Raw genomic sequence first — 22,973 nt, 5'->3', positions numbered from 1 at the left:
GCGGCCCGGCGAACTAGGCTCGGGGCATGACCTCCGCGACCCGCGCCCTCTGGATCGGCACCTACCCGCACCCCACGGGAGGTCCGGAGGGGGTGTGGCGCGTCGAGCTCGACGCGGACGTCGTGGCGGGGACGGGGTCGTTCGTGGGCGGCGCGCCGGCCGCCCCGTCGCCCTCGGCGTCGTTCCTCGCGCTCGACGGGGCCACGCTGTACGCCGTCGGGGAGACCGAGTCGGGCTCGGTGTCGGCGTTCGCCGTCGGGCCCGACGGCGGCCTCGAGCGTCGCGGCGAGCCCGTCGCGACGGGCGGCTCCTTCCCGTGCCACGTCACCGTGAGCGGTGACGTGCTCGTCGCGAACTACGGGGACGGCGTCCTCACGGTCGTGCCGACGGCGGACGACGGCGCGTTCGAGGGGGCGTCCGACGGCGGCCCGCGCCGGCAGCGGCACGCGGGGACCGGCCCGGTCGCCGACCGCCAGGAGGGTCCGCACGCCCACTTCGTCGCGCCGCTCGCCCACCTCGGCGCCGCCGACGACGGCAGCGGTGACGTGCTCGTCGTCGACCTGGGCACCGACGAGCTGCGCCGGCACGACCCCGGCGCGCCCGACGGCACCGCGCCGCGCGTCGTCGCGACCTTCCCCCCGGGCACGGGCCCGCGGCACCTCGCGGCGCTCCCGTCGGGCCACCTCGTGGTCGTGGGCGAGTTCGACCCCGCCGTGTTCGTCCTCGCGCCCGTCGACGGCCCCGACGGCGCGCGCACCTACGACGTCGTCGCGCGCCACGACGCCACGCACGCTCCGGCTCCCGCCGACGGCGGGAACTACCCCTCGCACGTCGCGGTCACGGCGGACGGCACGCGCGTCCTCGTCGCGGTGCGCGGTGCCGACGTGCTCGCCGTGCACGCGGTGGAGCCCGGCGCCGAGGGCGGCGTGCCCGCCCTGCGCCACCTCGCCGACTCGCCCGTGGGCGGCGCGTGGCCGCGCCACTTCGCGGTCCTCTCCGGCGACGCGGGGGAGGGGGGTGAGGTGCTGCACGACCTCGTCGTCGTCGCGAACCAGAACGACGACCCCCTGATCGAGCGGGCCGTCGCGGCCGGCCCGGAGCAGCCGACGTCGAACCTCGCGCTGCTGCGCGTGCGCCGCTCGGACGGCGCGGCGCACGTGCTCGACGTGCTCGCGCTCCCGTCGCCGGCGTGCGTCGTGGAAGCCTGACCGCGGTGACCGCGCTCGAGCTGCCGGGGGGCGTCTCCCCGGACCCGGCGACCCCTCTGCGCGTCGCGATGCTCTCGGTGCACACGTCGCCGCTCGACCAGCCGGGCACCGGCGACGCGGGCGGCATGAACGTGTACGTCACCGAGCTCGCGCACGCGCTCGCGCGCCGCGGCACGCAGGTGGAGATCTTCACGCGCGCGACCGCGTCGAGCCAGCCTCCCGCCGTGGAGGTGTCCGACGGCGTGACGGTGCGCCACGTCGTCGCGGGCCCGTTCGAGGGGCTCGACAAGCACGACCTGCCCGGACAGCTCTGCGCGTTCACCGCGGGCGTGCTGCGCGCGGAGGCCCGGCACCGCGAGGGCTGGTACGACGTCGTGCACACCCACTACTGGCTCTCGGGCCAGGTGGGCTGGCTCGCGGCCGACCGCTGGGACGTCCCGCTCGTGCACACGATGCACACGCTCGCGCGCGTGAAGAACGCGGCGCTCGCGCCGGGCGACGCGCCCGAGCCGCTGGGCCGCATCATCGGCGAGGAGCAGGTCGTCGCCGAGGCGGACGCGCTCGTCGCGAGCACCGACGCCGAGGCCGAGGACCTCGTGCGCGACTACGCCGCCGACCCGGCGCGCGTGCACGTCGTCCCACCCGGAGTCGACCTCGACCTGTTCTCCCCGTCCCCCGGTGCGACGACGGGTGACGCGACGGCGCGCCGCGCGCACCGTCGCGGGCTGCGCGCGGACCTGGGGCTGCCCGTCGACGGCGGGCTCGTGCTCTTCGCGGGCCGCGTGCAGCCGCTCAAGGGGCCCGACGTCCTCGTCCGGGCGCTCGGCGTGCTCGCCGAGCGGGGTGAGCCCGTGCCGACGCTCGTCGTCCTCGGCGGGCCGAGCGGCCGCCCGACGGCCGTGCGCGAGCTCGAGGCGCTCGCCTACCAGGTGGGGGTCAGCGACCGGCTCGTGGTGCGCCCGCCCGTGCGGCGGGACGAGCTCGTGCGCTGGTACCGCGCGGCCGACGTCGTCGCCGTGCCGTCGCACAACGAGACGTTCGGCCTCGTCGCCGCCGAGGCCGAGGCGAGCGGGACGCCCGTCGTCGCGGCGGCGGTCGGCGGCCTGCGCACCGTCGTCGAGGACCAGGTGTCGGGCGTGCTCGTCCCGGGTCACGACCCGCAGACGTGGGCGCGCGTGCTCGCGGACCTGCTCGCCGACGACGCGCGCCTCGCCCGGTTCGGCGACGGCGCCCGGCGCGCGGGCGAGCGCTTCGGCTGGGACGCCGCCGCGCTGCGCATGCTCGACGTCTACGCGCAGGCCCGCAAGGTCCGCGCCGCGCGCTGAGCCCGCGCCCGGGCCGATCGGTCGTGCGTCAGGCGCCCGGCTCGGCGCGCTCCAGGACGAGGACAGGGATCTCGCGCGTCGTGCGCTCCTGGTAGTCGGCGTACGGCGGGTACGCCGCGACGGCGCGCTCCCACCACAGCGCCTTCTCCTCGCCGTGCACCTCGCGCGCGACGTAGTCGTGGCGCTCCGGCCCGTCCTGCAGCTCGACGCGCGGGTGCGCGAGCACGTTGTGGTACCAGACGGGGTGCTTCGGCGCGCCCCCGAGCGACGCGACGACCGCGTACGTGCCGTCGTGCTCGACGCGCATGAGCGGCGTCTTGCGGACCTTGCCCGTGCGGCGCCCGACGGTCGTGAGGACGACGACCGGCATCCCGTTCAGGGTCGTGCTGCGCGTCCCGCCGGACGACTCGTAGGCCTCGGCCTGCTGGCGTGACCAGGTGCTCGGGCTGGGTGCGTACTCTCCGTCGATCGGCATGTGAGCGGCAACGCGCGGGCCGCGCCGCCGATTCCCGGACCTTCGTCCCACGGCCGGCGGCGTCGGTCACCACCACGTGGGACGCCCGTGCCCGCGCGCCGGACGGTGCGGCAGGATGGAGCCATGACCTACACCCTCGTGCTGCTCCGCCACGGCGAGAGCGAATGGAACGCCAAGAACCTGTTCACCGGCTGGGTGGACGTCGCCCTGTCGGAGAAGGGGACCGAGGAGGCGAAGCGCGGCGGTCAGCTCCTCACCGAGGCCGGCGTCTCGCCCGACGTCGTGCACACCTCGCTCCTGCGCCGCGCCATCACGACGGCGAACCTCGCGCTCGACGCGGCGGACCGCCACTGGATCCCCGTGAAGCGGTCGTGGCGCCTCAACGAGCGTCACTACGGCGCGCTCCAGGGCAAGAACAAGAAGCAGACGCTCGAGGAGTTCGGCGAGGAGCAGTTCATGCTCTGGCGCCGCTCGTACGACGTCCCGCCGCCGGAGATCGAGCTCGGCTCGGAGTTCTCGCAGGACGCGGACCCGCGCTACGCCGACGCCCCCGTGGTGCGCACCGAGTGCCTCAAGGACGTGCTCGAGCGCGCCCTGCCGTACTGGGAGAGCGAGGTCGTCCCGGACCTCAAGGCCGGCAAGACCGTGCTCGTCGCCGCGCACGGCAACTCGCTGCGCGCGCTCGTCAAGCACCTCGACGGCATCTCCGACGAGGACATCGCCGGGCTCAACATCCCGACGGGCATCCCGCTGCTCTACGAGCTCGACGAGAACCTCGTCCCGGTCACCAAGGGCGGGCGCTACCTCGACCCGGAGGCCGCCGCGGAGGCCGCCGCCGCGGTCGCTAACCAGGGCCGCTGACCGCGCGACCCGCACGCACGACGACGGCCCGCCCCGGGAGCTCCGGGGCGGGCCGTCGTCGCGAGGTGGAGCCGCGTGCACCGAGGTGGGGGCCCGCGGGTTCGTTCTCGCTCGAGACCGGAGGCTCTCCCTCGCGGGCGGGCCGTGGCCCCGTCGTCAGGCGGTGGCGCGGGCGGGGCCCGCGGGCGCGCCGCGGTCGTCGGCGAAGTCGCCCGTGACGAGGTAGGTCACGCGCTTGGCGATCGACACGCCGTGGTCGCCGAACCGCTCGTAGTAGCGGCCCACGAGCGTCACGTCGACCGTCTCCTGCGGCGTGCCCGTCCACGTGCCGTCGAGCAGCGCCGTGAACGTGTCCTGGTGCAGCGAGTCGAGCAGGTCGTCGTCGCGCTGCACGTTCGCCGCGACGGTGAGGTCGCGCGTCGTGAGGAGCGTCGTCGTGCGCCGCGCGACCCGCACCGCGGCGTCGTGCATCTGCTCGAACGTCCGGTGCAGCGTCGGCACGACGGCGTGCGCCGGGTACCGTCCGCGCGCGACCTGCGCGATGTGGCGCGCCAGGTCGCCCATCCGCTCGAGCGTCGCGCTCATCCGCAGCGCGCTGACGACGACCCGCAGGTCGGTCGCCACGGGCTGCTGCTGCGCGAGGAGCAGGACGCAGCGCTCGTCGAGCTCGCGCTCGAGCGCGTCGATCGTCCGGTCGTCGCCGATGACCGACTGCGCGAGCTGGAGGTCCGCCGTGAGGAGCGCCTGCCCGGCGCGGTTCACGGCCGACTCGACCAGCCGGCTCATCTCGGCCAGGTCGTCGCCGACCTGCTTCAGCTCGGCCTCGAAGATCTCCCGCATCGCTTCCCTCTCGTCGTGACCGGCCCGTCCGGTCCGGTGACGGCGTGCGCGCCGGCACGCCGCACGGCGCCCGGGCACGCCGTAGGCTCCGGTCACGCTCGCAGGCCCGGTCGACCGCGCGGTGAACGGCAGGACGCGGCCAGGTGAACTCTTGGCGGCACGGGCCCCGCACGGCCCTCTCGCGGCCGGGACGACGCGTGCGCGACCGTACGCTGGACGCGTGGAAGCCGAGAGTCTGATCGAGGGCGCGACCGTGCTGCTCGCGGGCGTCGTGGGCGTGGTGGTGGGCGTCATCGCCGCGATCGCGTTCCGCGTGAGCGAGCGCCAGCAGCGCGCGGCCCGGCCGGAGCCGGCGCCCGAGCTCGACGAGGGTCTCGTGCGCGTGCTCGCGGTGCTGCGCTCGGCGGCCGTCGTGCTCGACGACGAGGGCGAGGTCGTGCGGGCCAGCCCGCCCGCGTACGCGCTCGGCGTGGTGCGCGGCGACGTGATCGCGCACGCCGCGATCCGCGACATGATCGACGACGTCCGCAAGGACGGCGTCATCCGCGACGAGGAGCTCGAGCTCCCGCGCGGCCCGGTCGGCCGCGGCACGGTGATGCTCCAGGTCCGCGTCGCCCAGGTGGGGCCGCGCAACGTGCTCGTGCTCGCCGAGGACCGGACCGAGGCACGGCGCGTCGAGGCGATCCGCCGCGACTTCGTCGTCAACGTGTCGCACGAGCTGAAGACGCCCGTGGGCGCGCTCGCGCTGCTCGCCGAGACGGTGCAGGACGCCGCGGACGACCCCGTCGCCGTCCGGCGCTTCGCCGCGCGCATGCAGTCGGAGGCGACACGGTTGTCCGCGCTCGTGCAGGAGATCATCGAGCTCTCGCGCCTCCAGGTCGCCGGCGCGCTCCAGGAGGTCACGGTCGTGCCCGTGCGCGGGGTGGTCGAGGAGGCCGTCGACCGCGCGCGCACGACCGCGCAGGGCAAGGGCATCACGCTCACGACGGGCGGCGAGCTCGACGCCGCCGTCTACGGCGACCACAACCTGCTCGTGACCGCCGTCCGCAACCTGCTCGACAACGCGGTCGCCTACTCGGGCGAGAACACGCGCGTCGGGGTGGGCGTGACGCGCTCGGGCGACCTCGTCGAGATCGCCGTCGTGGACCAGGGGATCGGCATCGCGGCGGACGAGCAGGCGCGCGTCTTCGAGCGGTTCTACCGCGTGGACCCGGCGCGCTCGCGCGACACCGGGGGCACGGGCCTGGGGCTGAGCATCGTCAAGCACGTCGCGGCCGACCACGGCGGCGAGGTCACGATGTGGTCCGAGCCGGGGCGCGGCTCGACCTTCACGCTGCGCATCCCGGCCGCGGGGGAGACCGCGCCGGCCGAGGCGGACCAGCGGGGGCAGGACGACGAGCGGCAGCCCGTGGAGGCCGCCGCACCCGACGACGGACAGGACGAGGAGGTAGACGCGTGACGCGCATCCTGGTGGTGGAGGACGAGGAGTCGTACCGCGACCCGTTGACGTACCAGCTGCGGCGCGAGGGCTTCGACGTGGTGGAGGCCGCGACGGGCACCGAGGCGCTCGAGCGGTACGACGCGGACGGGGCCGACCTCGTGCTCCTCGACCTCATGCTCCCCGGCCTGAGCGGCACCGAGGTGTGCCGCGAGCTGCGGCAGCGCGGGGACGTCCCCGTCATCATGCTCACCGCGAAGGACTCGGAGATCGACAAGGTCGTGGGCCTGGAGCTGGGCGCCGACGACTACGTGACCAAGCCGTACTCGTTCCGCGAGCTGCTCGCGCGCGTGCGCGCCGTGCTGCGCCGCAAGGGCGGGGAGAACGGGGGCGAGCCCGCCGGGGACGGCGCGCTCGAGGTCGGTCCGGTGCGCATGGACGTCGAGCGCCACACGGTGAGCGTCGACGGGCAGGTCGTGCCGTTCCCGCTCAAGGAGTTCGAGCTCCTCGAGCTGCTCCTGCGCAACGCCGGGCGCGTGCTCACGCGCGGGCAGCTCATCGACCGCGTGTGGGGCACGGACTACGTGGGCGACACCAAGACGCTCGACGTCCACGTCAAGCGCATCCGGTCGAAGATCGAGCCCGAGCCCGCGAGCCCGCGCTACCTGCTCACGGTGCGCGGCCTGGGGTACAAGATCGCGGACGGGGTGGGCCAGGCCTGACGCCGCCCGACCGGCCCGCGCGGCGCGCGCACGGCCCCGGCACGTCCTGCGAGGACGGCCGGGGCCGTCGTCGTCGGGCGGCACGGAAGGTCTGTGCACTGTTCATCCGTCGTTCACCCGCTCTCGGGCGGCGCGTCACCCGGCGCTCCTAGCGTCGGGCTCGTCACCGGCGCTCGCTGGTGCACGAGACGCTTGAACAGGATGGAACGACACGTGAAGCTCAGCCGAATCTCCCGTGCTGGATCCGCCGTCGCGATCGGCGCGCTCGCGCTGACCCTCGCCGCGTGCGGGTCGGACGACCCCGTCGGCGGCGCCGGCGGCGACGCCACCGGCCCGGCCGACGGCTCGTCCGAGACCGCGAGCGACCTCAGCGGCGAGCTCAACGGCGCCGGGGCGAGCTCGCAGGAGTCCGCGATGGAGGCGTGGCGCGCCGGGTTCCAGAGCGCGAACCCCGACGTCACGGTGAACTACGACCCCGTCGGCTCCGGCGGCGGCCGCACCCAGTTCCTCGAGGGCGGGGTCGCGTTCGCCGGCTCGGACGCGGTGCTCAAGGACGAGGAGATCACGCAGTCGCAGGCCGTGTGCGGCCCCGACGGCGCGATCGACCTGCCGGTCTACGTCAGCCCGATCGCGATCATCTACAACCTGCCGGAGGTCGCGGAGCTCAACCTCGCGCCGGCCACCATCGCGGGGATCTTCAACGGCACCATCACGCGGTGGGACGCCCCGGAGATCGCGGCCGACAACCCGGGCACGACGCTCCCCGACCTCGCGATCACGCCGGTCCACCGCTCGGACGAGTCGGGCACGACCGAGAACTTCACCGAGTACCTCGCCGCGACGGCGGGCGACGCCTGGGGCCACGAGCCGAGCGGCGACTGGCCGACGCAGGGCGGCGAGTCCGCGCAGGGCACGTCGGGCGTCGTGCAGACCGTCCAGGGCGGCGAGGGCACCATCGGCTACGCCGACGCCTCGAAGGCCGGCGACCTCGGCACCGCGAAGATCAAGGTCGGCGAGGAGTGGGTCGCGTACTCGCCCGAGGCCGCCGCGAAGGTCGTCGACGCGTCGCCGCGCGTCGAGGGCCGCGCCGAGCACGACATCGCGGTCGAGCTGGACCGCACCACGACGGAGGCCGGCGCCTACCCGCTCGTGCTCGTCTCGTACGCGATCGCGTGCACGAGCTACGAGGACGAGGCGACGGGCGACCTCGTCAAGGCGTTCCTCACCTACCTCTCGAGCGAGGAGGGCCAGGCGGCCTCCGCGTCGGCCGCGGGCAGCGCGCCGATCTCGGAGGACCTGCGCACCGACGTCCACGCCGCGATCGAGGCCATCACCGTCGGCACCGTCGGCTGACGACCCGCGGACGCCAGGGGCGGGGGGGGCGGCGGGCCCCCCCCCCCCCCCCCCCCCGGCCCGCCCGCGGGCCCCCGCCCCCCCCCCCCCCGCCCGGCGGGCGCGGCGGGGCGCCCGGCCCGCCGGCGGGGGGGGGGGGGTCCCCGTGGGGGGGGGGGGGCCCCCCCCCCCCCGCGGGGGGGGGGGGGCCCCCCCCCCCCCGGGGGGGGGGGGGCCCCCGGCGGGGCTCAGCCGCGCACGGCGAGGTCGACCCAGACGAGCCGGTGGTCGCTGCTCGGGAACGGGAAGACGCCGGTCAGTCGCGACAGCGGGTCCGCCTGGACGGGCCAGAACACCCCGGCGTCGCGCACGCGCAGGTCGCGCGACGGCAGCACGTAGTCGGCGCGCAGGTTGCCCGGCGCGGTGTCCGCGAAGTCGGCGGTGTCGAGCGCCGGGTCGCCCCGGTGGGTCGCGTTCGCGCCGCCCTGGAGCGCCGCGGCCTCGACGGCGCCCGCCGAGCGGGGCGCCGGGTCCTGGACGCGCGGGTGGTCGAGGAGCTGGTCGATCGCGGCCTCCACGGAGTCGCCGTCGAGCGGGTCGGCGTTCTGGTCGCCGAGGACCACGAAGCTCTCGCCCGGGTGCAGCCCGCCGCGGCGGCCCGCGTCGTCGTACACGTAGCGCGACGCCTTGCCCGGGGTGACGTAGTCCGCCCAGAACCGGATCTCGTCGTGGTTGCGCCGACCGTTGCGGTCCTCGGGGCCGTCGAACGTGGGCGGCGTCGGGTGCGACGCGAGCACGTGCACGGTCTGGCGGCCCACCCGGACCGGCACGTCCCAGTGCGACTTGCTCGACAGCCGCACGACCTCGAGCTCCTCGGGCGTGAACCAGTCGGCGGGCTCGGGCGTCGCCGGGTCGTCGGGGAGGAGCGCGCCGGGCATGTCCTTCCACAGGAAGTGCTGGAACGTGCGGACGCCGCGCGTGTCGATCGGGTACCGCGAGAGCACGACCATGCCGTACTGGCCCTCGAAGTCGCCGAACCCGAACGCGTCGTCGCCCCCGCCGACCGTGCCGTCGTCGTCGAGGTCGAACCCGCTGGGGACGCCCGTGTTCGACGGCGCCACGTAGGCGTACGGGTAGTCGATCGGCTGCGCGCCGCCCTGGGGCACCTCGAGGTAGTGGTCGCGGAACAGGTCGACGGCGCGGTGGTCGGGGACGTGGTCGAACTCGTTGAGGAGCACGACGTCGGGCCGCGTGCGCTGGAGCACCTCGGCGATCGTCGCGGCCTGCGGGTCGTCGGGGGTGGACAGGTCCGCCTCGAGCTCGCCCGCGGCAGCGCGGTTGAGGCTCGCGTTGTACGTGGCGACGCGCAGCGTGCCGTGACCGTGACCGTGACCGTGACCGTGACCGTGACCGTGACCGTGACCGGGCCCGTGGGCGTGGCCGTGACCGGGCCCGTGGCTGTGGCCGGGACCGTCGCCGTGCGCGAGGGCGGGGCCCGCCGCGGCGGCGCCGGTGCCCAGCGCGAGGGCCGCGGCCAGGACGGGGACCAGGACGGTCCGCGCGCTGCGGGGGAGGGAGTGGGGTGCAGGTCTCGTGGACACGGGTGGCTCCTCGTCGTCGGTGACGGGTGGGCGTCGAGAGGTTCCCGGCCACCGTACGCACGTGCGTCCGCGCACGGAAGGTCCCCGGGACGCCCACCGGGCCTGCCGACGTGGGCGGCCGGTGGGAGCCTGAGGTATGGACACCACGCCGTCCCGACCCGTCCGCACCTACCCGCACGGCGTCCCCTGCTGGGTGGACACCGAGCAGCCCGACGTCGACGCCGCCCTCGCGTTCTACGGCGCCCTCTTCGGGTGGGACTTCGAGGAGAAGCTGCCGCCCGGCGCGGGGGAGCGGTACGTCGTCGCGTCCCTGGAGGGGCAGGACGTCGCGGCCGTCGCGTCGGGCCAGGGTGCGCCGGAGTGGATCACGTACGTCGCGGTCGACGACGTGGACGCCTCGTCCCGCGGCGTCCCGGACCTCGGGGGCGAGGTCCTCGTCGAGCCGACGACGATCGGGCCGCCGGGGCGCATGGCGGTGGTGTGCGACCCGCAGGGGGCGACGTTCCGGCTGTGGCAGCCCGGCACGCGCCTCGGCGCGCAGCGCGCCAACGACCCGGACACCTGGAACTTCAGCGTGCTGCACACGCCCGACCTCGCGCGGGCGCTGCACTTCTACGGCCCGCTGCTCGGGTGGGAGGTGGACCCCGACCTCGGCGCGGGGATGGCGCGCGTCGAGGGGTACGGCGACCACCTCGCCCGCACGGTCAACCCGGAGATCGACACGCTCCAGGCCGGGGCCCCGCCGGGGTTCCGGGACGTCGTCGCGGGCGTGCTGGAGGAGCCCGGCCCGGCGCGCCACACCGTGACGTTCGCCGTCGCGGACCGCGACGCCTCCGCCGCGGCGGCCGAGCGGGCGGGCGGCGTCGTCCTCTCCACGGCCGTCACGGAGTGGACGCACGACGCCGAGGTCCGCGACCCCCAGGGCGCGACGTTCACGCTGTCGCAGTTCACGCCGCCGGAGGGCTTCTGAGCGCTCGCATCCGCCTGATGGGCGCGTGCGTGCGGCGGGCGGCGGTCGGGCATCATGACGCCCGTGAACGTCGTCACGCGCGCCCCGCACGACCAGGTCCTCGATCGTGTCCGCGCCGCGCACCTCGCGCTCGCGGCGCGGAGGCGGTTCCTCGCCGACGCGTGAACGGGCCCGCCCCCGACCGCTGCAGCAGCCGGGAGCGGGCCTCGCGCGCCGCCCTCCGGCGGCAGGTGTGGTCAGCGGCCGTCGAGGTGGTCGATCTCCTCGAGCAGGCGCTCGCGCGCCGCGGTGTCGTCGACGAACCGCTCGACGACCCGCCGCACCGTCGCCCAGCGGCCCGCGTCGACCGCGGTGAGTGCGGAGCCGAGCTGGCCGGGCGGCAGGTCGTGCTGCGCGAGGCGCGCGCGCAGACCCTCCGGGGTGACCGTCACGACGACGGTGCGCTCCGCCGTCGCCTCGCCGCCGGCGCCCCGCGCGGTCGCGGTCACCGTGTGCTCGCCGAGCGCGAGGCCCGCCGCCGGGACGGTAGCCCCGTTCTCGACGGGCTCGCCGTCGAGCGTCAGGGCCACCTCGTCCGCGTCGGTGGTGCTGGCGGCGACGACGAGCGTGCCGCCGCGCTCGACCTCGGCGCCCTCGGCGGGGCTCACCACCGTGACGGTGGGCTCGGGGGCCGGCGCCTCCTGGGCGCGCCCCTCCTTCCAGCCGATGAACGCCCCGGCGCGGTCGGTGATGACGCCGTCGACCCCGATCTCCGTGAGCCGCGCCCAGTCGGCCGCCGAGTTCACGGTGTACGGCATGACGGCGATCCCGGCAGCGTTGAGCTCGGCCACGACGTCCGGCCGCTCGAGCAGCGCGCTCGCCGACGGGTTGTACATGACCGCCCCGAGGTCCCGGGCGACGGCGACCGGGTCGGCGTCGAGCGCGCCGCGCAGGAGACCGCGCGGGATCTGCGGGGCGTGCTCGCGGGCCGCGCGCAGGGCGTCGACGTCGAACGACTGGAGGACCACGCGGTCCTCGAGCCCGGCCTCGACCACCATGTCGACGACGCGCTCGACCTCGGCGGACGTCTCGGGGCCCTTGATCTCCAGGAGCAGGGTCGACGAGCCGGTCTCCAGCAGGTCGAGCACCTGCGCGAACGTGGGCAGGCGCTGCCCCGCGAACGCGGGCGAGAACCACGCGCCCGCGTCGAGCGCGGTCACGTCGGCGCCCGGCAGCACGGCGACGTCGCCCGTGCCGTCGGTCGTGCGGTCCACGGTCTGGTCGTGGAGGACCACGGGGACGCCGTCCGCCGTGGTGTGCACGTCGATCTCGACGTACTCGGCGCCCGTGCGCATGCCCGACGCGACGGCCGCGAGCGTGTTCTCGGGCGCGACGGACGAGTAGCCGCGGTGCGCGACCGTGACCGGGAGCTCGCCCTCGTCGCCGACGTAGGACGCGGGCTCGATCTCCGTGACGGTCACGTCGTCGACGCTCACCGTCGCCCCGGCCGTGACGAACCCCAGCGCGCCGTCGCGCGACCGGTCGATGCGGCCCTCCAGGACCGTCGTCCCGTCGAGCGCGTACGTGACCGCCGCGCCCTGCACCTCGACGGACAGGTGCACGTCGCGACCGGTCGCCGCGTCCCGCCCGGCCGACCCGGTGTACGGGACGTTCCACGCGTCCGCGGCGGTGCGCTGCGCGATCTCCACGCCGTTGTGCGCGGTCGTGGTGCTGCGCAGCACCGCCTGCCACCACGGGGTGGCGCCGTCGGGCGCGACGTCGAGGATCGCCCCGGCCCAGCGCGTCGCGTTGTCGACGCTCTCGAAGCGCAGCGTCGCGTCGAGGCGGTAGTTCCGCGCCGCCTGCCCGAACACGATGCGCGCGGGCGACGACCCGTCCGGGGCGTCGCCGACGAGCCGGCCGTCGCGCACCTGCCAGTCGCCGAGCACCGGCGTCCAGCCGTCGGGAAGGGTGTCGCCGTCGAACGTCTCGGCGAGCAGCACGTCGCCCGGCTCGGCGGCGGCCGGGGCGGCGAGGGGGACGGTCGCGGTCGTCGCCGCGGCGGCGACGAGCGTGCTCGCGAGCAGCGTGCCCGCCAGCGCGGCGGCGGTGCCGCGCGCGGCGCGGCGTCGGGTGGTCGTCATCGGGTCCTCCGAACGTCGGGTCGGTTGCCCCGGCGACCCTAGGAACGCCGCGTTGCGCTCCGATGGACGCCGGGCGACGCCGGAGCGACGGACACGTGACGGGACGCCGCCCCCTGTGGCGTCCTCCCGAGCGTCACCCGCGGGGCGCGGGCTCGCGCGTCAGCAGGCGCGCGACGTCGTCGCCCGCCCGCAGGAGCGCGAGGGTGCGTGCGGCGATCGCGTCGAGGCGCGCGTCGAGGGCGGCGAGCGGGTCGGCGACGTCGAGCCGCCGCAGCGCCTCGACCGTGCGGCGCACGTCCGGGACGCGGTACCCGGCGCTGCGCAGCGCGGCGACGACCCGGGCCTCGCGGACGGCGGGGGGCGGGTACCGGCGCGCCGACACCGCGCCGGACCGGGTCGCCACGCGCTCGGGCGCGACGAGGCCCTCGCGCTCCCAGAAGCGCAGCGTCGACGCGCGCACGCCGAGCGCCGCGGCGAGCTCCGTGATCGTCAGCACCGCGCCGTCGTCCTGGACCGACCGCGGCGTCGCGTCGCCGGAGCCCGTCGCCGCGCCCTCCGCGCGGATCGCGAGGAGCGCGCGCCGCGCCGCGAGCGCCTCGTCGCGCTCGCGCGCGAGCGTCACGTGGAGGGCGGAGACGAGCGCGGTCGCCTCGTCGAGGGGCAGCGAGCGCGCGTCGCGCAGGACGCGGCGCGCGACGACCGGCCCGACGGCGGCCGCGAGCCCCCGGTAGGCGCGCAGCGCGAGCACGTGCTCGTCGCCGAAGGCCCGGTAGCCGTTCGCGGACCGGTGCGCGGGCGGCAGGACCCCGAGGGCCTCGAGGTCGCGCACCTGCTGGACGGACCAGCCGGACGCGCGCGCGACGTCGGACGTCCGCAGCGACCCGTGCACCGCTCCCGTCACCGGCTCCTGACCCACGCCCACGTCCGAACCCTCCACAGGCACTTCAAGCACACACTCGAACCATGAGTATGGAGCAGATCCTCGCCACGGTCCGGTCGTTCGACGGCGTCCTCGTGCTCTCGCCCGGGCCCGGGAGCGCGTTCCCCGACGTCGCATGGGGCGACCACTTCTTCTACTACGCGCCGGACGGCGAGATCCCGCACGGGCAGCCGTACGGGACGGTCGTCACGAAGGACTACCCCGACGACGAGGCGTCGCACCTCGGCGGTCCGGACGGCCGCTGGAGGGTCAACGTGCACGTCGGGCGCGAGCGGTTCCGTGCGCTCGTCGGCTCCTACCCGCGCGACGGCGAGGCGGCGGAGGTCGCGGAGACCGACGTCGTCGTGCCGCACCCCGTCTACGGCGCGCTCGGCTGGGTGGCGGTCGTGAACCCGGGTGAGCGCACGACCGGCGTCGTCCTCGACCTGCTGCGCGCCGCGCACGACGACGCGCGGGCGCGGACCGTGCGGCGCGCCGGCGGCTGAGGGGCGTGACCAGCCGCGCCGGGCGTCGTCAGACCCGGCGCACGAGCAGCTGGCCCGGCCAGTCCCGCACGGTGAAGGGCTCCGTCGGCTCGAAGCCCTGCGCGCGGTAGTAGGCGACGAGCCGGCCGTCGTTCCCCGCGTAGCGGTCGACGCGCAGCCGCGCCAGGCCGCGCCCGGCCGCGAGGCGCGCGGCGTCGTCGAGCAGCGTGGCGCCCGCGCCGCGCGCCGCCGGCCCCGACGCCGCGACGAGCACCTGGACGTAGAGCTCCGGCTCGTCGGGCGCGGGCACGTAGTCGTGGTGGTCGCCCAGCACGACGAACGCCTGCACGCGGCCGTCGCGCTCGGCCGCACGGACCTCGCTCTCGGCGCACCGGCGCCGCACCTGCTCGACCCGCCGGTCGCTCGTCGAGAACGGCTCGGCGCCCCACTGCCCGGTCCAGCCGCGCGCGGCGAGCCACGCGACGCGCTCGTCGAACAGCGCGAGGAGCGCGTCCGCGTCGTCGGGGCCGCCCGCGCGGACGACGAACGGGTGGTCGGGTGTCGGGGTCGCTGCGGTCACGCCCCGAGTGTGCGGCACGCCGGCCGGTCGCCGCACCGGTGCGTCGTCACGCCGGGACGGCGGCGCCCGCCGGGGCGGGGCGCGTGGCGCGGTGGCCGTGCCCCGCGACGTCGACGCCGGCCGTGACGACGCGCGCGACGCCGTCGGTCACCTCGATCGTCGACACCGACGCGTTCGGGAGCGCGACGAGCCCCGACGGGTCGATCGTCGCGAGCCACGCGCCGAGCGTGAGCCCGTGACCGACGACGAGCACGTGGCGGTCGCACGCGGCGCCCGGTCGCGAGGCGTCGTCGTGCGCGGCGACGACCCGTGCGGACACGGCGCGGACGCGCGCCATGAAGTCCGCGCCGCGCTCTCCGCCGCCGACGCCGGGGTGCGTCCCGGCGAGCATGCGCGGCACGAGCTCGGCCCATGGCTCGACCGCGTCGAGGACCGCCTCCGGGCGACGCTCGAACGACCCGAACGACAGCTCGCGCAGGTCGGGGTCGACCGTGAGCGGCAGGTCGGGGTGGTGCCGCAGGATCTCCATCGCCGTGAGGACGGCCCGGCCCTGCGGCGAGCAGTAGGCGGCGTCGAGGTCGTACCGCGCGAGATGCTGCGCCGTGACACGCACGCCCGCGCGCCCCGTGCGCGTGAGGGGCGAGTCGCACGACCCCTGCAGGTGCCGCCGCGCGTTGAGGTACGTCTGCCCGTGCCGCACGAGCGTGATCGTCAGGGTCATCGCCGTCGTGCCCTCTCCGGTCGTCCCGGTCCGCTGGTCGGGGCCGACGCTACGGCTCCGGGGTGTCGCGACGGCGACGCGCGGGTGGCGTGCGCGTGGCGGTCCCGGGAACGTCCGGCGCCGGCGTCAGGCCGAGGCACCGACCTCGTCGCGTGCCCGGACGTCCTGCGGCGCAGCGTCGGGCTCGGCCGGGCCTGCGGCCGCCTCTGTTTCAGGGGCGTCGGCGCTCGCGGGCGCCGTGTCGTGGGCGTCCTGCCCCTCCGGCCGACGCACGGGCGCGGGCCACGGGTCCTCCGCGGGCTCCGGCGCCACGTCCGGGCGGGTGCCCGCGGCGCGGTGCACGAGCGCCGCGAACGGCGCCACGACGACGCCGCACACCAGGCCCCAGGCGAGGCCCGCCTCCAGCACGGGCAGGGCGCGCCCGGCGTCGGGCAGGACGCCCCCGGCCTGCACGGTCGAGACGACGACGGGCACCGCGGCGGCGAGCGCCGCCCCCGCCGAGCACGCGAGCCAGACGGCGAGCACGAGCGCGCCCGTGCCCTCGACGGGTGGGAGCCGTCGCGCGGCGAGCGCCGTGAGGACCGCGACGACGAGCCCCACGCCGAGCGGCAGCGCGAGGTGCACCGGGTCCGCGAGGAGCGCGTCGACGTCGACGGCGAGCCGCGCCGACGGCAGCAGCACGACGTCGCGCGCGACGCCCCACGGCGACTGCGCGTCGGCCGCGCCCGGGAGCAGCGTGCGCCCGACGCCGGCGGCCGCCCAGAGCACGCCTGTCGTCGTGCCCGCTGCGAGCGCCGCGGGCCAGGCCCGCACGGTCGCGGGCGCGCGCGTGTGCCGGGTGCCCGCGGGGTCGTCGCGGCGGTCGGTCAGGGCCCGCGTCACGGCGACGGCGAGGGCGACGAGCGGTCCCTCGACGAACCCCCACCAGCCGCCGAGCGCGGTCGCGACGAGCTCGGTCACGGTGTCCGCGCGCCACGGCAGGGTCACGCCCGAGAACCACGAGGCGGTCGCGGCGAGCGCGGACGCGGCGACGACGGCGAACCAGACGGCGAGGAACGTCGCCCACCGGCCCGTTCCGGCGGGCAGGCGCCGCAGCGCGAGGTGCGTCCCGGCCGCGACGAGCGCGCCCGCGAGCGCCGCCGCGAGCAGCGTGCTCCCGGAGACCGGCCCGCCGCCCGCGACGCCGGTCGGGTGGGGGAGGACGGCGCGCACGAGGGCGCCCGGCAGGACGTCCGACGCCCCGGACAGCCAGTCCCCGACCCGGCCCGTGACCACCCACAGGACCGCGGTGAGCGCTCCGGCGACGACGACGGAAGGGACTGTCCTCGATGACGGCATCCTGCGAGGGTAGTGGCCCGACGTCGCGCCCCGCACCGCCCGGTCGGGGCGGGCTGTCATCCCCGGGGCACTGCCGGACATCCCCTTACCGAGCGCCGCGAGGGGCGGCGCCGAGGGACGAGACAGGAGAGCGGATGTCCCCACCCCACGAGGCGGCGGCGCGCGAGCGCCTCGACCGCCTGTACCGCGACCACGCGCGGTCGGTGTACCGGTGCGCGGCGACGCGGCTGCGGCCGCAGGACGCCGAGGACGTGGTGTGCGAGGTGTTCGTCGTCGCGTGGCGGCGCATCACCGAGATCCCGGAGCACGAGCTCGGCTGGCTCCTGCGGGTCACGCGCAACGTCATGGCGAACCACCTGCGTGCGGGCTCGCGCCGCGCGGCGCTCGTGCGCCGCGTGACGGGCGTCCACCCGCCGAGCGTGCCCGACCACGCGCCGGACGTCGTGGGCAGGGACGCGGCGGAGCGCCTGCTGGCCCGCCTGCCCGCGCGGGACCAGGAGGTGCTGCGGCTCCTCGTGCTCGACGACCTGTCGGTGCCCGAGCTCGCCGAGGCCCTCGGGTGCCGGCCGAACACCGCGTCGGCCCGGGTGCGCCGGGCCAAGCAGCGCCTCGCGCGCCTCTACGCCGAGCAGGACCAGGCGGCAGCGCCGCCGGAGCGACGGGCCGCGCCGGCACCGGCGCCGCTCGCCGCCGTCACGACCCCCGCCACTCCCGGAAGGACGACGCCATGACCGACCCGACCACCGACCCGATCCACCGCCTGCGCTCCGAGGCCGGGCCCGACGCCGGCGCCCCGTCCGACGCGGTCCTCGCCGCGGTCCACGCCCGGACCGCGGGGGAGCGGCCCGGGCACGTCTCGCGCCGTCGCCGCGCCGTGGGGGTCGGTGCCGTGGGGGCCGTCGGCGTGGGCGTCCTCGCCGCGGGCGCGCTCGTGCTCCCCGGCCTCGGTGGCGGTGGCGCGCCCGGGGGCGGCACCGGGCCCGTCGCGGCGCCGTCGCCGAGCGTGGAGGTGCGCGACGGCGTCGTCGGCGTGGACCCGGACGAGCTCGGGACGGTCCAGGCGGTCGCGTACGTCGAGCGGGCGCGCACCGCCGTCGAGGAGGTCGACCTGGCGACCCTCGTGCTCGAGGTCGAGTCCTCGTTCGGCGTCCAGCACCCGGGCGACGCCGCGCTCGACACCTCCGTCACGCGCGACATCACCGCCGGTGACGGCAGCGCGACGCGGTGGGTCCAGGAGGAGGACTCCGCGTCCTCGGCGGGGGCCGGGCTGGCGGGCGTCGAGGAGGTCAAGCACGCGGACCCCGCCGGCCCCGAGGGGCAGACGACGTACTGGTGGGTGAGCCCGGGCGACGGCGTCTACACGCGGTTCACGGTGCCGGCCGAGAACTGGGACGACGTCCAGGAGGGCACCATCCGGCAGCAGCTCACCGAGCGGATCGCGGACCTCGCGGCCCAGATGGAGACCGTCCGGGGGCTCGCCGACCGGGAGGACGTCGTGACGAGCGGGCCCGAGGCGCGGACGGTCGGGGGGCGCGCGGCGACGTGCTTCGAGCTCGCGGGTGAGGGCTCCGCGGGGACGGCAGGGGGCCCGGAGGCGGGGATGCCGGAGACCGTGGACTGGACGCGCGAGGCGTGCTTCGACGACGAGACGCACCTGCCGCTCTCGGACGAGCGCAGCGAGCGGTACGTGCTCGACGACGCCTCGGAGCCGAGCCTCGTGGTCACGACGGCGCGCTACACGTGGCACCCGCGCGACGAGGCGTCGCTCGCCCTCCTCGAGCCGTCGACCGACGGGCTGCGCGAGGTGTCGCAGGACGAGTACACGCGCCTGACGAGCTGACGAGCTGACGGGCCGACGGCTCGGCGGCCGGGCCGCGACGACCGACGCCGCGGGGTGCGATGAGTTCACGCGCCCCGCGGCGTCGGAACGTCCAGGACCGCGGCCACCCGGCGCGGCGCACCGAGCGGAGGACGCCCATGAGCGACCGCAAGACCCACACCCTGGACGTGCCCGGAGCCGTCCTCGCGTACGACGTCCGGACGCCGGACGCGGCGGCGGACGTGCCGCCCCTGGTCGTCGTGGGCTCGCCGATGGCCGCGTCGGGGTTCGAGCAGCTCGCGGGGCTGATCGACGACCGGGTCGTGGTGACGTACGACCCGCGTGGCGCGGAGCGCAGCACGCTCGACGCGGACGGCGAGGTGTCGGTCGAGCGGCACGCGGACGACCTGCACGCGGTCGTCGCGGCGCTCGGCCTCGGGCCGGTGGACGTGCTCGGGTCGAGCGGGGGCGCGGTGGCCGGGCTGTCGTGGGTCGAGCGCCACCCGGGCGACGTGCGGACGCTCGTCGCGCACGAGCCGCCGGTGACGCCGGTCCTCGAGGACGCGGAGGTCGCGACGGCGGTGCAGGCGGACATCGTCGAGACCTACCGCCGCGAGGGCTTCGGGCCGGCGATGGCGAAGTTCGTCGCGCTCGTCAGCCACGTCGGCCTGCTTCCCGCCGACTACCTCGACCGGCCGGCGCCCGACCCGGCGACGTTCGGCTTCCCGACGCAGGACGACGGCTCGCGCGACGACCTCCTGCTGGGCCGGAACCTCGCGACCATGCCGTCGTGGTCGCCCGACGTGGACGCGCTGCGCGCCTCGGGGACGCGCGTCGTGCCCGCGGTGAGCGCGCAGGGGGAGGGGACGCTCGCGTGGCGGGGAGGCGCCGCGGTGGCCGCGCTCCTCGGCGTCGAGCCGGTGACGTTCCCCGGCGACCACGGGGGCTTCATGGTGAGCGAGTGGTCGCCGCACAACGACCCGGCCGCGTTCGCGGAGACGCTGCGGCAGGTGCTCGCCGGGTAGGGCCCGGGTCCTCAGGACCCGCCGCCGGGCGACGCCTCGAACAGCGGCGCGCGACCGGGCGGCTGCGCGGGCGGCGGGCCCGCGACACCCCGCAGGAGGGGCCGCACCTGCTCCGGGTCCGCGGGCGTGAGGTCGACGGTCTCGTCGCCGTGGACGACGCGCAGCGCGTCGCCCGACTCGAGGCGGTACGTCACGCCGTCGCGACGGACCTCGACGCGGGCCCGCGCGTCGCCGTGGTGGACCGCGAACGCGAGCCGCGTCAGGCGGGCGGGGAGCCGGGGCGCGAGGCGGAGCGCGCCGTCGTCGTGCCGCAGGCCCGCGACGCCCGTGACGAGCGCGGTCCACGCCCCCGCGAGCGACGCGACGTGCAGGCCGCCGTCGGCGGACCCGCGCAGGTCGCGCAGGTCGAGGAGCGCGCACTCGCGCGCGTAGTCGTACGCGAGGTCGACGTAGCCGATCTCCGCGGCGACCACGGCCTGCGCCGGCGCGGACAGCGACGAGTCGCGGACCGTGAGCGGCTCGTAGTAGTCGAAGTCGCGGCGGCGCTGCTCGGGCGTGAACTCCTCGGGCGCGGTGTGCAGCGCGAGCACGAGGTCGGCCTGCTTGACGACCTGCCTGCGGTACAGCTCGACGTAGTGCACGTGGTCGTCGAGCGGGAAGCGGGCCGTCCCGCGCGGCGCGAAGTCCCAGTGGGCGTGGCGCGTGAAGTCCTGCGACTGCTCGGTGACGCCGAGCTCGGCGTCGTACGGCACGACCATCCGGTCGGCCGCGCGGAGCCACCCCGCGCGCTCGTCCTCGTCGACGCCCAGCCGGGCCGCCGCGTCGGGGAACCGTGCGCAGAGCTCGTCCGCGGCCCGCAGGTTCTTGCGGGCCATGAGGTTCGTGTACGTGTTGTTGTCGACGACGGCCGTGTACTCGTCCGGGCCCGTCACGCCGTCGATGCGGAAGCCCGCGGCCGTGTGGTGGCCGCGCGCCGCCCACAGGCGCGCGGTCTCGACCGCGAGGTCGACCGCGACGTCGCGCGCGAGGTCGTCGTCGTGCGTGGCGGCCACGTGCCGGACCGCGCCGAGCGCCACCGCCGCCGCGACGTGCACGGCGGCCGTGCTCGCGGGCCAGTACCCCGAGGACTCGCGCCCGCTGATCGTGCGCCACGGGAACGCCGCGCCGGGGAGCCCGAGCTCCGCCGCGCGCTCGCGTGCGTGGGGCAGGGTCGCGTGCCGCCAGCGCAGGTGCGCGGCCGCGGCGCCCGGGAGCACCTGGTCCAGCACGGGGAGCACGAAGCTCTCGGAGTCCCAGAACGCGTGCCCGCCGTACCCGGTGCCGGTCAGGCCCTTGGCGCGCACGCCGACGCCCTCGACGCGTGCCGCCGCCTGCACCACCGCGAGCAGCGCGTGGCGCACCGCGAGCTGCATCTCGTCGTCGCCGTCGAGCTCGACGTCGCCGCGCTCCCACACGTGCTCCATCGCGTCGGTCTGCTCGCGCGCGAGCGCGTCCCACCCGGCGTCCACGGCGCCGGCGAGCACGGCGCGCGCGTGCGCGGGCAGCGCGTCGGCGTCCGGGCCGCCCGCGTAGGCCGCGAGCACCTCGAGCGTGAGCCGCTGGCCGGCCCGCAGCTCGGCCACGAGGACCGCCCCGCCGCCGCGGCGGTGCCACGCGGCGGCGACGTCGTCCGCCGCCTCGACGCGGTGCGCCGTCTCGACTGCGACGCCTCGCTCGGAGCGCACGGTGCGCTGCCGCACCGACGACCCCTCGGCCTCGTGCCGGCACGAGACGGTGACGAGCCCGGGGGCGGTGCGGCCCTGCTCCGCCTCGCCGTGCGTGCAGCCGGTCACGGGGCGCACGGCCACGGTGACGTCGTCGTGCGCCTCGACGTGCCAGCGCGTCGCGACGACCTCGCGCCGCGAGAGGGGCACGAGCCGCTCGGCGCGCAGCGTGACGCGCCCGCCCGACGGCGACGCCCAGCGCAGGGTCCGGTGCAGGGCCCCGTGGCGCAGGTCGAGGGACCGCTCGTGCGCCTCGACCGTCCCCGCGACGCGCACGGCGTCGTCCTCGGCCGCGGCGCGCACGTCGACCGGCTCGCCGTCCACGGACCACCCGAGCCGCCACGCGTCGACGACGGGGACGAGGCGCTCCTCGACCTCGGGGTAGCCGTAGGCGCGCTCGGCGTACGTCTGGTCGAACTCCTCGTAGACGCTCGCGACGAGCGTGGCGGGGTCGTCGTCCGGGTCGGTCTCGTCGAGCACGCCACGCACGCCGACGTACCCGTTGGCCACGGCGAGGAGGGACGCGACGACCCGCGGGTCGTCGACGTCGAGGGTGGACTCCCGCAGGGTCCACGCGTCAGGCTGGGCTGTCACGCGGACACTCCACCACGGGTGCGGGTCGCTCGCCCGTCCGGCGGCGGAGTGCCGGGAGCGGTACCCGACGGGCGGCGGCCGGACCCGCCGCGACGCTCCTCGGCGACGCCGCAGGAGTAAAAGCCGACGCGCGTTTCGCGACTTTTGCTTGTTGTCGACACAACTTTCGCATACCTGTTGACATCGGTGACTGACTGCGGTGTCATGAACCTCGTTGCCCCTGGAACGACCAGGGGACCGGACGCCGGCGCAGGGGAGCTCGGCGCCCGGGCCGACAGCCGGTCGGCGCGCACCGACGCGCGCCCCCGGCGGGGGCCACGGCGGCCCCGGACCTCGCCACGGGCCGGTCTCCCACCGGACCGGGACGAGCCCCGCACGACCGAGCACCGTCTCGACCCTGCGACGACGCGGGAGACCTCCCGCCCGACCCAGCACCTCTCTGCACGACCCCCCGCACCACCGGGGGACGTCCGCGCGCCCTCGAGGCGCCGGCCGGCGTGGCGTCGCGCGCCGCCACGCCGGTCCGGCGCGCCCGGAGGCTGCCCGGGCGACCCCGCACGCCCAGAAGGAGTCCACATGTCCGACCCGACGACCGAGACCGAGACCCCCGCGAGGCCGCTCTCGAGACGCGCCCTGCTCGCCGGGGCCGGCGTCGTCGCCGCGAGCCCCGCGGCCGCCCTGCTGCTCGGGGCCGGAGGGAGCGTCGGGGGGCCCCCCCCCCCCGGGGCCGCCCCCCCCCCCGCCGCGGGGCCCCCCCCCCCGGGGGGGGCCCCCCCCCCCGGCGCCCGACCGGGGCGGCATCCGGTGGCTCGCGCTCGACTGGCTGACCGACCC

Annotated in this window: 20 protein-coding genes; 11 read left to right on the top strand and 9 right to left on the bottom strand. The window is 76.8% G+C overall.

Translation table 11 applies throughout. The features are described from left to right. Window positions 1–26 precede the first annotated feature (26 nt). Window positions 27–1,208: a lactonase family protein gene (locus GYH36_RS09690; RefSeq protein WP_162289744.1), complete on the top strand. Its 1,182-nt coding sequence runs from the start codon at window positions 27–29 to the stop codon at window positions 1,206–1,208. Between the two features lie 68 nt (window positions 1,209–1,276). Next, window positions 1,277–2,533, top strand: coding sequence for a D-inositol-3-phosphate glycosyltransferase (mshA, locus tag GYH36_RS09685; RefSeq protein WP_034605322.1), 1,257 nt, complete (start codon window positions 1,277–1,279; stop codon window positions 2,531–2,533). Window positions 2,534–2,561: 28 nt separating this feature from the next. On the opposite strand, the gene GYH36_RS09680 is transcribed toward mshA, so the two are convergent. Beyond that, window positions 2,562–3,008, bottom strand: coding sequence for a nitroreductase family deazaflavin-dependent oxidoreductase (locus GYH36_RS09680; RefSeq protein WP_115943192.1), 447 nt, complete (start codon window positions 3,006–3,008; stop codon window positions 2,562–2,564). A gap of 123 nt (window positions 3,009–3,131) precedes the next feature. Between GYH36_RS09680 and GYH36_RS09675 the strand changes: the two genes are divergently transcribed. Next, window positions 3,132–3,869 (top strand): phosphoglyceromutase, encoded by a 738-nt coding sequence (locus tag GYH36_RS09675; protein WP_115943191.1) that lies wholly within the window; start codon window positions 3,132–3,134, stop codon window positions 3,867–3,869. 156 nt (window positions 3,870–4,025) lie between these two features. Here GYH36_RS09675 and phoU read toward each other — a convergent pair whose 3' ends face one another. Beyond that, complete coding sequence (gene phoU, locus GYH36_RS09670; protein WP_155097893.1) at window positions 4,026–4,709, bottom strand: phosphate signaling complex protein PhoU; 684 nt, start codon at window positions 4,707–4,709, stop codon at window positions 4,026–4,028. Between the two features lie 220 nt (window positions 4,710–4,929). Between phoU and GYH36_RS09665 the strand changes: the two genes are divergently transcribed. The 3 genes from GYH36_RS09665 to pstS all read left to right on the top strand — a co-directional run bounded on the left by GYH36_RS09665 (window position 4,930) and on the right by pstS (window position 8,222). Then, window positions 4,930–6,168, top strand: a complete 1,239-nt coding sequence (locus GYH36_RS09665; protein WP_231492900.1) for a sensor histidine kinase — start codon at window positions 4,930–4,932, stop codon at window positions 6,166–6,168. Beyond that, window positions 6,165–6,869 (top strand): response regulator transcription factor, encoded by a 705-nt coding sequence (locus GYH36_RS09660; RefSeq protein WP_115943189.1) that lies wholly within the window; start codon window positions 6,165–6,167, stop codon window positions 6,867–6,869. The genes GYH36_RS09665 and GYH36_RS09660 overlap by 4 nt, the downstream gene beginning before the upstream one ends. 213 nt (window positions 6,870–7,082) lie before the next feature. Beyond that, the gene (gene pstS / locus GYH36_RS09655; RefSeq protein ID WP_024841923.1) at window positions 7,083–8,222 is read left to right on the top strand and encodes a phosphate ABC transporter substrate-binding protein PstS; all 1,140 of its coding nucleotides are present in this window, start codon (window positions 7,083–7,085) and stop codon (window positions 8,220–8,222) included. Between the two features lie 227 nt (window positions 8,223–8,449). Here the strand turns inward: pstS and GYH36_RS09650 are convergent, their stop codons facing one another. Further along, window positions 8,450–9,571, bottom strand: coding sequence for an endonuclease/exonuclease/phosphatase family protein (locus tag GYH36_RS09650; protein WP_246209318.1), 1,122 nt, complete (start codon window positions 9,569–9,571; stop codon window positions 8,450–8,452). Between the two features lie 367 nt (window positions 9,572–9,938). On the opposite strand from GYH36_RS09650, the gene GYH36_RS09645 reads away from it, so the two are divergent. Further along, window positions 9,939–10,772 (top strand): VOC family protein, encoded by an 834-nt coding sequence (locus tag GYH36_RS09645; RefSeq protein ID WP_162289743.1) that lies wholly within the window; start codon window positions 9,939–9,941, stop codon window positions 10,770–10,772. Between the two features lie 236 nt (window positions 10,773–11,008). On the opposite strand, the gene GYH36_RS09640 is transcribed toward GYH36_RS09645, so the two are convergent. Next, on the bottom strand, window positions 11,009–12,895 hold the full coding sequence (locus tag GYH36_RS09640) for a glycerophosphodiester phosphodiesterase family protein (RefSeq protein ID WP_162289742.1): 1,887 nt from the start codon (window positions 12,893–12,895) through the stop codon (window positions 11,009–11,011). 133 nt (window positions 12,896–13,028) lie between these two features. Continuing rightward, window positions 13,029–13,817 carry a MerR family transcriptional regulator gene (locus tag GYH36_RS09635; protein WP_312028581.1) on the bottom strand — a complete coding sequence of 263 codons (789 nt, stop codon included), beginning with the start codon at window positions 13,815–13,817 and terminating at the stop codon, window positions 13,029–13,031. Window positions 13,818–13,858: 41 nt separating this feature from the next. On the opposite strand from GYH36_RS09635, the gene GYH36_RS09630 reads away from it, so the two are divergent. Beyond that, window positions 13,859–14,320 (top strand): DUF6194 family protein, encoded by a 462-nt coding sequence (locus GYH36_RS09630; RefSeq protein WP_034604843.1) that lies wholly within the window; start codon window positions 13,859–13,861, stop codon window positions 14,318–14,320. 28 nt (window positions 14,321–14,348) lie between these two features. Here GYH36_RS09630 and GYH36_RS09625 read toward each other — a convergent pair whose 3' ends face one another. The 3 genes from GYH36_RS09625 to GYH36_RS09615 all read right to left on the bottom strand — a co-directional run bounded on the left by GYH36_RS09625 (window position 14,349) and on the right by GYH36_RS09615 (window position 16,938). Next, a complete protein-coding gene (locus tag GYH36_RS09625) occupies window positions 14,349–14,879 on the bottom strand; it encodes a GNAT family N-acetyltransferase (RefSeq protein WP_162289741.1) in 531 nt (176 codons plus the stop codon). 46 nt (window positions 14,880–14,925) lie between these two features. Then, complete coding sequence (locus tag GYH36_RS09620) at window positions 14,926–15,600, bottom strand: histidine phosphatase family protein (RefSeq protein WP_162289740.1); 675 nt, start codon at window positions 15,598–15,600, stop codon at window positions 14,926–14,928. Window positions 15,601–15,726: 126 nt separating this feature from the next. After that, the gene (locus GYH36_RS09615) at window positions 15,727–16,938 is read right to left on the bottom strand and encodes a serine/threonine-protein kinase (protein WP_162289739.1); all 1,212 of its coding nucleotides are present in this window, start codon (window positions 16,936–16,938) and stop codon (window positions 15,727–15,729) included. 134 nt (window positions 16,939–17,072) lie between these two features. On the opposite strand from GYH36_RS09615, the gene GYH36_RS09610 reads away from it, so the two are divergent. The 3 genes from GYH36_RS09610 to GYH36_RS09600 all read left to right on the top strand — a co-directional run bounded on the left by GYH36_RS09610 (window position 17,073) and on the right by GYH36_RS09600 (window position 19,782). Beyond that, the gene (locus GYH36_RS09610; RefSeq protein ID WP_162289738.1) at window positions 17,073–17,669 is read left to right on the top strand and encodes an RNA polymerase sigma factor; all 597 of its coding nucleotides are present in this window, start codon (window positions 17,073–17,075) and stop codon (window positions 17,667–17,669) included. Then, window positions 17,666–18,778, top strand: coding sequence for a hypothetical protein (locus GYH36_RS09605; RefSeq protein WP_162289737.1), 1,113 nt, complete (start codon window positions 17,666–17,668; stop codon window positions 18,776–18,778). Before GYH36_RS09610 ends, GYH36_RS09605 begins: the two co-directional genes overlap by 4 nt. Before the next feature lie 137 nt (window positions 18,779–18,915). After that, window positions 18,916–19,782, top strand: a complete 867-nt coding sequence (locus GYH36_RS09600) for an alpha/beta fold hydrolase (RefSeq protein ID WP_162289736.1) — start codon at window positions 18,916–18,918, stop codon at window positions 19,780–19,782. 11 nt (window positions 19,783–19,793) lie between these two features. On the opposite strand, the gene GYH36_RS09595 is transcribed toward GYH36_RS09600, so the two are convergent. Then, a complete protein-coding gene (locus GYH36_RS09595; RefSeq protein ID WP_162289735.1) occupies window positions 19,794–22,139 on the bottom strand; it encodes a glycoside hydrolase family 65 protein in 2,346 nt (781 codons plus the stop codon). Between the last annotated feature and the right edge of the window lie 834 nt (window positions 22,140–22,973).

It is taken from the genome of Cellulosimicrobium composti, from assembly GCF_010287905.1.
In the GTDB taxonomy this organism is placed as follows: Bacteria; Actinomycetota; Actinomycetes; order Actinomycetales; family Cellulomonadaceae; genus Cellulosimicrobium; species Cellulosimicrobium composti.
The sequence above is the reverse complement of the archived record's forward strand: the minus strand, read 5'-3'. Positions and strand labels throughout refer to the sequence as shown.

Excerpts from the sequence above, each read along its gene's own strand:
- GYH36_RS09690 (WP_162289744.1), top strand. The coding sequence starts at position 27 with ATGACCTCCGCGACCCGCGCCCTCTGGATCGGCACCTACCCGCACCCC.
- mshA (WP_034605322.1), top strand. The coding sequence starts at position 1,277 with ATGCTCTCGGTGCACACGTCGCCGCTCGACCAGCCGGGCACCGGCGAC.
- GYH36_RS09680 (WP_115943192.1), bottom strand. The coding sequence starts at position 3,008 with ATGCCGATCGACGGAGAGTACGCACCCAGCCCGAGCACCTGGTCACGC.
- GYH36_RS09675 (WP_115943191.1), top strand. The coding sequence starts at position 3,132 with ATGACCTACACCCTCGTGCTGCTCCGCCACGGCGAGAGCGAATGGAAC.
- phoU (WP_155097893.1), bottom strand. The coding sequence starts at position 4,709 with ATGCGGGAGATCTTCGAGGCCGAGCTGAAGCAGGTCGGCGACGACCTG.
- GYH36_RS09645 (WP_162289743.1), top strand. The coding sequence starts at position 9,939 with ATGGACACCACGCCGTCCCGACCCGTCCGCACCTACCCGCACGGCGTC.
- GYH36_RS09640 (WP_162289742.1), bottom strand. The coding sequence starts at position 12,895 with ATGACGACCACCCGACGCCGCGCCGCGCGCGGCACCGCCGCCGCGCTG.
- GYH36_RS09630 (WP_034604843.1), top strand. The coding sequence starts at position 13,859 with ATGAGTATGGAGCAGATCCTCGCCACGGTCCGGTCGTTCGACGGCGTC.
- GYH36_RS09620 (WP_162289740.1), bottom strand. The coding sequence starts at position 15,600 with ATGACCCTGACGATCACGCTCGTGCGGCACGGGCAGACGTACCTCAAC.
- GYH36_RS09615 (WP_162289739.1), bottom strand. The coding sequence starts at position 16,938 with ATGCCGTCATCGAGGACAGTCCCTTCCGTCGTCGTCGCCGGAGCGCTC.
- GYH36_RS09610 (WP_162289738.1), top strand. The coding sequence starts at position 17,073 with ATGTCCCCACCCCACGAGGCGGCGGCGCGCGAGCGCCTCGACCGCCTG.
- GYH36_RS09605 (WP_162289737.1), top strand. The coding sequence starts at position 17,666 with ATGACCGACCCGACCACCGACCCGATCCACCGCCTGCGCTCCGAGGCC.
- GYH36_RS09600 (WP_162289736.1), top strand. The coding sequence starts at position 18,916 with ATGAGCGACCGCAAGACCCACACCCTGGACGTGCCCGGAGCCGTCCTC.